Below are 10,181 nucleotides of genomic sequence, written 5' to 3'. Positions count from 1 at the left end.
TTCGCCATTTCTTCATCACTCATGGCTGCATCGCTAGCACCAAAATCCACTGTGCCGTCGATCGTTTTTTTAACTCCAGCACCACTACCAAGGCTTTGATAGTTAATCTTTAACTCTGGGTGAGCTTTGCGAATTTCCCGTGCGTATCTCTCATATAGTGGTTGGGGAAAAGTCGCGCCAGCACCGCTGAGGGTTACTTGAGCTACTGCTGCGAATTGAGTGCCCAAAACTGATACTGCGACTGTAGCGATCGTGGTCAAGCGACCGAAATTTTTGGATAACATGGGGGTAGTTGTCAAATTTGTTTAGGACGCAACGATATCAGAATTCTTAGCTTTAACGATCGCACCTGCTGTCGATTGCAAACACTAATTTTGATATCAGGAGCATCTTAACGCAGCCCTACCTCTGGATTGATTATAGTTAGGTTAACGATTGGTTAATATTTGTTTAATATTCAATCGAACCATCTCTGTATCGCTAAATTATCGAATACTTTTGGGAATATTAATGAATTATATTTAACAGTTTTTTGGCGATCGGCAGTAATCACCCAATCGCAGATCGATCTCATCCACTCATTTAGACAACGTAGCACAAATAAATATTTCAATCGTGATAACAATCGATCTTCACTCGCTTAACAACCGTCCTCTTGCCGTCAGAGGGTGTCTGAAAAGCGTAGATCTAAATCCCCCCAACCCCCTTAAAAAGCGGATGCGCGTTCGTCGGGTCTCCCGACGGATTAGCGCACCAAGCAGGGGGATTTAGATCTACGATCGAAGCCAATAAGACTTTTCAGACACCCTCTCAAAGATCCAACTCACAGATCGCCATTTTTGAAACATCCGTAATCGTACTGATTGGCGACGTATAAAATCGAGATATCATAGTAAGACTAGTTGCAAACATTAAATATCTTTTTTCTAAATTTCTTATGTCTGGTGCTGCGATCGCCATCTCTGTCATCCTGTGTCTATCACTATTTGTGTGGATGCAAAGCCGCAATACCTCTGGAGGTGCCCAAAATCGACGTGACAACCGCCAACTTCGACCCCAACACCCTCAGTTAGAGCGAAAACTAGTCAAACTACTAGGTGGCAATCATCAAGCCGCCAATCGGCTAATTCAGCAGTCTCAACTCAGACATCCCGACAGATCGGCAGATTGGCATTGGGAAAAAGCAATCTACGATCTAGAACGCGATCGATGGCGATAGTGAATGGTAAATAGGGAATAGTAGATAGTAAAGAACATTATCACCTACGACTACCACACTACCGATTACAAAATATGGAGTTATTACCTGGAATTGTTGCTTATTTTATCGGCGGATACTTGTGCTGTGTAAGTAGAGTATTTATCTGGACGATTGCCGCTCATTGGTCGAAGATTTGGGTTGCCGATGCCAGTCAAGCAGACAGCCAAATTTTATCATTAACAGTTGTAATTACCTTATTGTTAGTATTTGGGATTGCTGTATTTGTATGGTCGATCGCCAATCATATTAATTATAAATTCACCGAAAAAGGTTTCCTGGCTAATGCTTCAGCAGGAATAGCGATCGCCCTGGCAATTAGTCAAAATGATATGCTTACTGAAATGGCAAAACGGATGACGTATGCCAGTTAATTTACAATTTAAAGGCGAGATATAATGAGGGCGAACGATCCTTGCCCTCTAAATTTCATTCAACTATTTGCGTTCTAGATGATGGCGTAATTGACTGCTAATAATATCGATAAAAGTTACGACTATTAGTAAGACTAACATCATTGTTGTGGCTTTATTATATTCAAATCCTCGAATATAATTGACTAATTCAAAGCCAATCCCCCCAGCTCCTACTACACCTAATACGGAAGCTGCACGAATATTGTATTCAAACATGTATAGGGTATAGCCCCACAATAGCGGCATCACTTGGGGAATAACGCCATATTGGGCGATTTGCAACGGCGAAGCACCACTAATTTGTAAGGCTTCTAACGAATAACGATCGACAGATTCGATCGCGTTTTGGTAAAATTTGCCTAAATAACCGATCGTATAAATCCCCAGTGCGAGGGTTCCCGCAGGCGCGCCCAAACCTGTGGCGGCGACAAATACTAAGCCCAAAATAATCGACGGAATCGATCTGACAGCATTTTGGACGAAGTTGGCAATCCAGCGCACCCACCACGGTGCTAAATTATTTGCAGATAAAATGGCAATGGGGAGTGAAATTATTGCCCCAATTGTCGTCCCCCAGAGGGACATTTGAATGGTTTCTAGTAATTTAATCCAGGCAATATCTAGAATCGACAGATCGGGTGGAAATAGGCGCGAGATAAAATCAACAATATAACCGCCACTGTCTTTTAGCGATTGGAGATCTACTTGTAAACCGCTCCATGCCCAACTATATATGCCGATCGCCGCCAGCGCGATTAATATTCTAACGATCGAGTTAAATCTAACGCTCAACTGCTTTAAAAAATTGGGTATCTAAATTTTGACTAGTACCATGATAGACGACCTGACCGCGATCGACAATTAGGGCGGTTTGGGCATAGGCACTAGCCAGAGCCAGATCGTGTAAAACAGTCACGATTGTCAGCCCTTCTCGATGCAGATGCGATAAGGTTTTCATGACATCCTGAATCGCCAGCAGATCTAATCCAGTCACGGGTTCATCAGCGAGTAAAATTTGTGGCGATCCGATTAAAGCTCTGGCAATAGCTACACGTTGCTGTTGTCCCCCGCTCAATTGGCGCGTCGGGCGATGGGCAAAATCTGCCATCCCAAATCGATCGAGCAATTCTAGCGCAATCCGCCGCTCGCTGGCGGGAAAGCCTGTTAATGTCTGCCATCCTGAAAACTTACCCAGTTTGCCGCAAAGCACATTGTCGAGGGCGCACAATTGAGGAATCAAGCCGCCACCCTGAAATAACATGGCTAAATGTCGGCGGGATTGAGTGAGAGTATGGGGGGCGACGGGTACATTATTAACCAGAATAGTTCCCGATTGTAGTGGCAAGAAACCAGCGATCGCTCTTAATAGACTAGATTTACCCGCACCATTCAAACCTAAAATGGCCACAAATTCACCTTGTTTAATCTGGCAATCGATACCATCTAGGATCGATCGATTGCCGATTTTTGCCTGACTTACTACTGCTTTACAAGCAATGGCAGGTGCAATTTCTTGTCGTTGTAGTTGCCCTGCAATCCCGATCGAATTTAACCCGTTGCCAATCTCATTCACTTTTTGAATATTCCCTCTTCCCTATTCCTCACATCTTGCACCAGTATAGAAAAATGATGAAACAGCTTTAAAACTTACTCGTAAGTACTATTCACTGTCTTGAAAAGATGCTTTACTTGGGGGAACCCCAAGAATGCACTTTTCGGTATTCACTATCCACTAAAACACTAGCGATTTTGTTTTAATGCAAGATGTGAGATTCCCGATCTACGGCTTCATCCCCGCTTGCTGAAGGGCGACGCGCATCGGTTTTAAATGTGCCGCACCATCGACTTTAACCAATTTGGTTGAGTTATAGAGCGATACCAATAATTGATTGTTTTCGGGCTGATTTAGTTTCAGCATTGCCGCAACTAATTTGTTGCGATCGCTAGCTGAGACATCATCATCAATGACAATACCATGTGCGGGTACGCCAGCAATACTGTACAACACGCGCAATTTACTAGCTTCAGCAGCCGTAATGTAGGGACTGCCCAAAGTGTACTCCGAGACTGCGGCAACGTCAGCTTGTCCTCTAAGTACGGCTTGAAGAGCCTTATCGTAGCTGCCACCGTAGGTTACTTGCCTGAAGAACCCATTCATGCGATCGCGATCTGGTACTAATTTTTGTTGTACCAACTCAGAAAGAGGGAAAATAAAACCCGATCCGGAAGTAGGAGAGGTAAATGAGATTTTTTTACCTTTGAGTTGGTTCAGGGTTGCTTCCGTTTGTCCAGATTTGAGCGGACTATCTTTGGGAACTACAAAAATTGATTTATAAGTATATCCGCCAGAATAGTTAGAACGCACTTCTGCTAAATACATACTTGTATTAGCCAATTCTCCAGCTTTGAGCGCGGAACGACTGCCCAAAAATGCGACATCAGCACGATTGGCTCGCAACGCTTCTACTGCGGCAGTCTCGTCACCGAATACTGCCTCTACTGGTTGCTTTAACTCTTTACTCAAAAAATCGGTAACTGCTTTGGCTTTGATTGTTAAATCTGTAGTACCCGATCTGGTTGGGAACACAATTTTAAGGGTTTGAGTTTCAGCAAACGCTGGCGAGATTCCAATCGCACTGGAAATAGAATTGGCGATCGGTCGAATGTTGATGGCTGTTACGCCAGCGATGATAGTTGAGGCAATGCCGATCCCAAATTTGAAGTGCTTATTCATCGATTGCAAGCTGTTGAAGTTAGATCTCACATTTATTGATAGTCTATCTCAATAGTGTTGTCAATGGGAAGAACTATTTGAGAATTCAGCCAATCTAACGATCTTTGATGGTTGCGTTAGGATAAGGTGTGCTTAAATTTGACTAAACTCCTATGGCAAGAGTGCCAACACTCACATACGATCGCGGAACATTACTGTTGCATCCACCACCACGCAGTAAAGGCTGGATGGTATATGCAACGTGGGACGATCGCGTTGAGAAGTTTCGGATTCAGGGCATTGACTATCGCGCAGTCGTCGAAGCACTCCAGCAAGAAAACACCGATTTTGTCGATAAAGCCAAAGCTTTTGCCGAGCTGAAATTAGATTCCCAACTCAATCTCGAACCCTATCCCCATCAAACAGCAGCCCTACTCGCTTGGAAACAGGCGGGGAGACAGGGTGTAATCGTGTTACCGACTGGAGCGGGTAAAACTCTAGTGGCGCAGCTTGCGATGGCGGCTACCCCCCGCAGCACGTTGATTTTGGTACCGACGATCGATTTAATGCACCAGTGGTACGCACAGTTATTAACAGTTTTTCCGGGTACGGAAATCGGCTTACTCGGTGGCGGTTCGCGCGATCGATCGCCAATTTTGATTTCTACTTACGATAGTGCTGCAATTCAGATCGAATCTTTAGGCGATCTATATGGCTTATTGATTTGCGATGAATGCCATCATTTACCGACAGATTTTTATCGGGTAGTTGCTGAATATTCGATCGCGCCTTATCGACTGGGTTTGAGTGCTACTCCCGAACGTAGCGATGGCAAGCATCAAGATTTAGAAATTTTACTCGGTAAAGAAGTCTATCGCCAAACCCCCGCAGATTTGGCAGGTTCGGCTCTAGCTCCTTATCGAGTCGAGCAGATTAAAGTTAAATTAAGTACTGAAGAACTCAGTCGCTACCACGAACTAATTGCCGAGCGCGATCGATTTTTACGCAGTCAAAAAATCTCATTTGGCAGTATTGATGGTTGGCAAAAGTTTATCCGCGCCAGTTGTCGATCGACTGAAGGCAGACGGGCGATGTTAGCCCATCGGGAAGCTAAAGAAATTACTTTATCGACTAATGGTAAATTGCGAATTTTAGCAGAAATTCTCGATCGCCACTATCCCGAATCTACCCTAATTTTCACCAGCGATAATGCCACTGTCTATCGAATCGCTCAAAGTCTATTAATTCCGGCAATTACGCACCATACACCAGTTAAAGAACGCCATCAAATTTTAACCCATTTTCGCGAAGGTACCTATAAAATTTTAGTTGCATCGCAAGTGTTAAATGAAGGTGTCGATGTTCCGGCTGCCAGTATCGCTGTAATTTTATCGGGTACTGCTTCCCCACGCGAATATATTCAACGCTTGGGGCGGATTTTGCGGAAGGGGAAAGCCGATAAGCAGGCAATCTTATATGAGGTAATTAGTGAAGGTACCAGCGAAGAACGTGTTTCTTCCAGACGACGCGGCGAAATGCCAGAAACAGATCGACCTGAAGTCGCAAAAGTGATCCAGTTACCGATTAGATATGGTGAATCTGTAGATCGATCTTTGAAAGTTGCCGAAGTAGATCCCCAACATCCAGCTACCGATCGCGATGGCGATTTAAAGTATTAATAATTATCTAACCCAAACGATCGGTATAATTATTTAGTCGATTATAATTATCTCCAATCTTATTAGTACATATAAGCTAATGCTCGTAACCGATCCCAGCGCAGAGAACACAGATCGAGAAAAAAGATCGTCTATTCGATCGCTGGGGATCGATATACCGTAAGTAATCTTGAAAACATAATGGAAATTGTAGACGTTTCAAATACAGAACATTATCTTTGGGGTAATGGTTGTGACGGCTGGCATCTTGCGAACAGACACAATCTGAGCGTTATTACCGAGCGGGTTCCCGCAGGGGCAAGCGAACGCTCTCATTTTCACATTCTATCGCGCCAATTTTTTTATATTCTCACTGGTGAAGCGACGATCGAGGTAGATGGCAAAAGTAAAGTTTTACGCGCGCATCAAGGTATCGAGATTCCGCCAAATGTGATTCATCAATTCCGCAATGAGTCAGATCGGGAAGTTGTATTTTTGGCAATTTCGGTGCCTAAATCTCATGGAGATCGGATCGAGGTCTAATTGCTACTCCCTTCCCGGTATCAAGTTAGACATCTAGAGTGAATAGTGAATAGTAAAATGACATCACCGATCGAGATTGCCGATTTCTTGAGTAGGAAGGGAGTAGTAAAAAATGCAAGTTCGGGTTAAAGTTAAACGATCTTAGTTTTTTATTTCTACTCATGACCAAACAAGTAATTCAAACTACGCTAGCACCTGCACCCGTCGGCCCTTATAATCAAGCAATTATCGCTACTGGTAAAATGTTGTTTGTATCGGGGCAAATTGCAATCGATCCAACTACCAATAAATTAGTTCATGAAGGAGATGTTGCCAAGCAAACCGAGCGAGTTATGGCAAATTTAGCGGCAATTTTGACGGAGGCGGGTGCGACTTTTGACAATGTTGTGAAGACGGGCGTATTTCTCAAAGATATGAATGATTTTGTTACAATGAATGGAGTGTACGCCCGTTATTTCGATGAAGCAACCGCACCAGCGCGTGCGTGTGTGGAAGTCGCCCGATTACCAAAAGATGTCTTAGTCGAGATCGATTGTATTGCGGTAATTAATTAATTTGGCTGCGCTAATACAGGCTAAATCAAATATTTCACTCGATCGATGCCTAAATATTCTCTAGTCATTCCAGTGTACAATGAACAGAGCAACATTCCGGCTTTGTATCAGCGGGTGAGTGCGGTCATGGATGAATTAGACGATCGTGCGGAATTAATCTTGATCGATGATGGCAGTCACGATCGCACCCTCGAATTATTACGATCTTTGCACGATCGAGACGATCGTGTAGTATACCTGAGTCTGGCTCGAAATTTTGGGCATCAAATTGCGGTGACGGCTGGCTTAAATTACGTCCGAGGCGATGTAATTATTGTCTTAGATGGCGATCTTCAAGATCCGCCAGAATTAATTCCCGATTTGTTGGCATTATGGCGACAAGGCTATCATGTCGTCTATGCCCAACGCACCAAACGAGTGCGAGAAGGCTGGTTTAAGCGGCTCTGTGCCTATACTTTTTATCGCATCCTCAAACAGCTTGCCAATGTGGAACTTCCCACCGATACGGGCGATTTTTGCTTAATGGATCGATCGGTAGTAGATTTACTCAATCAAATGCCCGAACGCAATCGTTATTTACGTGGGTTGAGAGCGTGGGTGGGTTTTAGACAAATTGCCTTTAAATTCGATCGCGATTCGCGATATGCCGGATCGGTAAAATATACATTTGCTAAAAGTCTAGGACTGGCAATTAATGGTTTAGTTTCTTTTTCGATCGTCCCATTGCGATTGTCTACCTATTTGGGCTTATTCTCAGCAGTTTTGGCGATCGTCATGGCACTACTAGTGCTGTACTGGCGAGTTTTTACTAATTCTACCCTAACTGGTTTTGCGACGATCGCGATCGCTATTTTCTTTATAGGCGCGGTGCAATTAATTAGTATCGGCATTCTCGGCGAGTATATCGGCAGAATCTACGAAGAAGTCAAACATCGCCCTCTTTATACGCTCTCAGAAGTGGGACGGAAATTAGGAATAGTGGATAGTGAATAGTGAAAAGTGGATAGTGAATATGGACGCAAGCGTCTTTTTCACCCAGTCTCCCAGTCTCCTTACTCGCCCATCACGATGCGCCATTCATGTAGCTGATAGGTAATGCAGTGGTTTTGAACCAAAGGATCGGCGGCGATAATTCGTTCGGCTTCAGCTAGCGAATCAGCTTCAAATAACATCATCCCACCGCCACGCTCTGCCCAGTATCCAGTTTTAGCATGATGTCCGCGATCGATCAAACCCTGCACGTAAGCTTTGTGCGCGGGGATATATCGATCGAATTCTACTTTAGGAACTATTCCAGTTTCAATTTTGACAAACCAAGGCATGGGATGGGGACTGGGGGACTGGGGGACGGGGGGACTGGGAGTAAGAAGTAAGGAGTAAGGAGTAAGAAATATAATTATGTCTAAAACCTAAAACCTAAAACCTAAAACCTAATACCTAATACCAAATACCTAAAGCCTAGCTATGTGCCAGGGTAGACAGTGGTAAAAAGATGGTGAGAACTTCGCCTTGTTGAAGATGTTCGCGTACGATTAGTTTACCACCGAGGAGCTGAAAGAGATTTTTAGTCACATTCATATTCAGACTGAGATTGCCAGTTTCTGGTTGAAAAGTCAAGAGTTGCCCGATCGCGTGTCGTGCTTTGGGGGTAGTATTGGTGCGTTCGTCGGCATCTGGTTGCGATTGGAATTGGAGTTTTAACCTGTCGCCCACAGGAGTGACTTCGACTTGAATATGGCTCCCAGAAGGAAGATTGCGGGTAAAGTTTTCGACTAAACCTGTCAAAACGCGATCGAGCATTGTCGGATTGCTGACGACGGCGGGGAGCTTGTGCGGAATAGCGACGGCGAGATTGAGATTGCGGCGTTCGGCTTGTTGTTGCCATTGGGGAAGGCTTTGCTCTAGCAGTTCGCCAATCGACATAGTTGTCAGATCCACCGCTGGAGATGGGGCGGTAGATGCCAATTCTACGCCACTAAAAATCAGCTCCATCCGGTTGATTTGTTCGGTACACTCTCGATCGATCGCACTGAGGCGTTTGAGTACGTGGGGCGATAAATCTGGCTGACGTAATAGTAAGCGCGTCATGGTGCGGATGGTAGTTAGCGGCGTGCGGATTTCGTGGGTGAGTGCTTGGATCAGTTCGACATCTGCCGCAAGTTTGGTGGGGACTGAGATCGGCTCTGGAGCGGGGGCTAGCTGGGCAGTAGGCTGGTGTTCTAGCAAATATTGACTGAATGCCATCACCCACCGATAATCAGGCTCGATCGGGCTAAATTGCGCGGCTAGTTCGTCGAGATCGGCGAGGTAGTGCGGTGCTGTGAGCATAATTCTCCCCCGTAGCGATTTCCATGCCAAATCGAGATCGTCGGGATCGAAAGAAAATTGACAGCGTGGTTCGCCATTTTCTTCACCTAATACTACGACTAAGCTAAATCGATCGGTTAGTACTAAGCAAAAGCGTTCGTCAGCGAGGGGATCTGTGGGGAGTAATTCGACTGGAAAATGGTGTGACAGGGCAAAATCTCGATCGCTACCTGTAGACTTGCATGGTAGTAATTGGCGGTTGGCGTGAGGAGTGGTAAAAGTAATGGTGTGGAGTTGAGAAACGATCGCGGGATGGCTAAATAAAGGTAATGGTGCGGTAATTAGCAACCCTTCGATGACGGTTTCTTCACTGAGATCGGCAACGCCAATGGGATGGGGTAAAGATTTTAATAGTAATGCTTCTACAGACGAGATCGCACTTTGCCACTGGCTGTGAGCTTTGAGTAACAATTCTTGGCGATCTTCAGACGGCTGGGAATCTAAGGGGTTAAATTCGGGTACGAGCAGATCGATTCCCGTCGGTTCTGCTTTTGCTAATACCTCGCTCAATGTTGGGAGCAACCACTTTCTGACCACAATTTATTTCGTTCTCTGATACTCACACTCAGAGAGTAACGGATCTACAACACCCGATCGCAGGTGTAAAACCGAACTATACTTAGGCTAATATCCGCCTTGTGTGGATTGTAGATGCCTGCGACTGAAGTCGCG

12 protein-coding genes are annotated in these 10,181 nt (G+C 44.8%); 6 read left to right on the top strand and 6 right to left on the bottom strand.

Annotated elements, in window-relative coordinates; all coding sequences use genetic code 11:
* On the bottom strand, window positions 1-284 hold a 284-nt coding region (locus RMO79_RS11720; protein WP_310483343.1), incomplete at its 3' end, for a substrate-binding domain-containing protein.
* 653 nt (window positions 285-937) lie between these two features.
* Here RMO79_RS11720 and RMO79_RS11715 point away from each other — a divergent pair.
* Both RMO79_RS11715 and RMO79_RS11710 read left to right on the top strand, forming a co-directional pair.
* Entirely contained in the window at window positions 938-1,219 is a 282-nt protein-coding gene (locus tag RMO79_RS11715; protein WP_310483342.1) for a hypothetical protein, read from the top strand.
* A 74-nt stretch (window positions 1,220-1,293) separates the two neighbouring features.
* Window positions 1,294-1,632 carry a hypothetical protein gene (locus RMO79_RS11710; RefSeq protein WP_310483341.1) on the top strand — a complete coding sequence of 113 codons (339 nt, stop codon included), beginning with the start codon at window positions 1,294-1,296 and terminating at the stop codon, window positions 1,630-1,632.
* 63 nt (window positions 1,633-1,695) lie between these two features.
* Here RMO79_RS11710 and phnE read toward each other — a convergent pair whose 3' ends face one another.
* The 3 genes from phnE to RMO79_RS11695 all read right to left on the bottom strand — a co-directional run bounded on the left by phnE (window position 1,696) and on the right by RMO79_RS11695 (window position 4,408).
* On the bottom strand, window positions 1,696-2,466 hold the full coding sequence (phnE, locus tag RMO79_RS11705; RefSeq protein ID WP_310483340.1) for a phosphonate ABC transporter, permease protein PhnE: 771 nt from the start codon (window positions 2,464-2,466) through the stop codon (window positions 1,696-1,698).
* Window positions 2,456-3,184 (bottom strand): phosphonate ABC transporter ATP-binding protein, encoded by a 729-nt coding sequence (locus RMO79_RS11700; protein ID WP_396136577.1) that lies wholly within the window; start codon window positions 3,182-3,184, stop codon window positions 2,456-2,458. The genes phnE and RMO79_RS11700 overlap by 11 nt, the downstream gene beginning before the upstream one ends.
* Before the next feature lie 270 nt (window positions 3,185-3,454).
* A complete protein-coding gene (locus RMO79_RS11695; RefSeq protein ID WP_310483338.1) occupies window positions 3,455-4,408 on the bottom strand; it encodes a phosphate/phosphite/phosphonate ABC transporter substrate-binding protein in 954 nt (317 codons plus the stop codon).
* A gap of 152 nt (window positions 4,409-4,560) precedes the next feature.
* On the opposite strand from RMO79_RS11695, the gene RMO79_RS11690 reads away from it, so the two are divergent.
* The 4 genes from RMO79_RS11690 to RMO79_RS11675 all read left to right on the top strand — a co-directional run bounded on the left by RMO79_RS11690 (window position 4,561) and on the right by RMO79_RS11675 (window position 8,135).
* Window positions 4,561-6,066 (top strand): DEAD/DEAH box helicase family protein, encoded by a 1,506-nt coding sequence (locus tag RMO79_RS11690; protein WP_310483336.1) that lies wholly within the window; start codon window positions 4,561-4,563, stop codon window positions 6,064-6,066.
* Between the two features lie 180 nt (window positions 6,067-6,246).
* Entirely contained in the window at window positions 6,247-6,588 is a 342-nt protein-coding gene (locus RMO79_RS11685; RefSeq protein WP_310483335.1) for a cupin domain-containing protein, read from the top strand.
* A 161-nt stretch (window positions 6,589-6,749) separates the two neighbouring features.
* Window positions 6,750-7,142 carry a RidA family protein gene (locus RMO79_RS11680; protein WP_310483334.1) on the top strand — a complete coding sequence of 131 codons (393 nt, stop codon included), beginning with the start codon at window positions 6,750-6,752 and terminating at the stop codon, window positions 7,140-7,142.
* Between the two features lie 45 nt (window positions 7,143-7,187).
* On the top strand, window positions 7,188-8,135 hold the full coding sequence (locus RMO79_RS11675) for a glycosyltransferase family 2 protein (protein WP_310483333.1): 948 nt from the start codon (window positions 7,188-7,190) through the stop codon (window positions 8,133-8,135).
* Between the two features lie 59 nt (window positions 8,136-8,194).
* Here RMO79_RS11675 and RMO79_RS11670 read toward each other — a convergent pair whose 3' ends face one another.
* Window positions 8,195-8,464 (bottom strand): YciI family protein, encoded by a 270-nt coding sequence (locus RMO79_RS11670; protein ID WP_310483332.1) that lies wholly within the window; start codon window positions 8,462-8,464, stop codon window positions 8,195-8,197.
* Window positions 8,465-8,600: 136 nt separating this feature from the next.
* The gene (locus RMO79_RS11665) at window positions 8,601-10,046 is read right to left on the bottom strand and encodes a HAMP domain-containing sensor histidine kinase (protein ID WP_310483331.1); all 1,446 of its coding nucleotides are present in this window, start codon (window positions 10,044-10,046) and stop codon (window positions 8,601-8,603) included.
* Window positions 10,047-10,181: the final 135 nt, after the last annotated feature.

The organism is Chamaesiphon sp. VAR_48_metabat_403 (assembly GCF_031422475.1).
In the GTDB taxonomy this organism is placed as follows: domain Bacteria; phylum Cyanobacteriota; class Cyanobacteriia; order Cyanobacteriales; family Chamaesiphonaceae; genus Chamaesiphon.
This window is presented reverse-complemented; position numbering and strand designations above follow the sequence as displayed.

Excerpts from the sequence above, each read along its gene's own strand:
- RMO79_RS11710 (WP_310483341.1), top strand. The coding sequence starts at position 1,294 with ATGGAGTTATTACCTGGAATTGTTGCTTATTTTATCGGCGGATACTTG.
- RMO79_RS11670 (WP_310483332.1), bottom strand. The coding sequence starts at position 8,464 with ATGCCTTGGTTTGTCAAAATTGAAACTGGAATAGTTCCTAAAGTAGAA.
- RMO79_RS11690 (WP_310483336.1), top strand. The coding sequence starts at position 4,561 with ATGGCAAGAGTGCCAACACTCACATACGATCGCGGAACATTACTGTTG.
- RMO79_RS11685 (WP_310483335.1), top strand. The coding sequence starts at position 6,247 with ATGGAAATTGTAGACGTTTCAAATACAGAACATTATCTTTGGGGTAAT.
- RMO79_RS11675 (WP_310483333.1), top strand. The coding sequence starts at position 7,188 with ATGCCTAAATATTCTCTAGTCATTCCAGTGTACAATGAACAGAGCAAC.
- RMO79_RS11715 (WP_310483342.1), top strand. The coding sequence starts at position 938 with ATGTCTGGTGCTGCGATCGCCATCTCTGTCATCCTGTGTCTATCACTA.
- RMO79_RS11695 (WP_310483338.1), bottom strand. The coding sequence starts at position 4,408 with ATGAATAAGCACTTCAAATTTGGGATCGGCATTGCCTCAACTATCATC.
- RMO79_RS11680 (WP_310483334.1), top strand. The coding sequence starts at position 6,750 with ATGACCAAACAAGTAATTCAAACTACGCTAGCACCTGCACCCGTCGGC.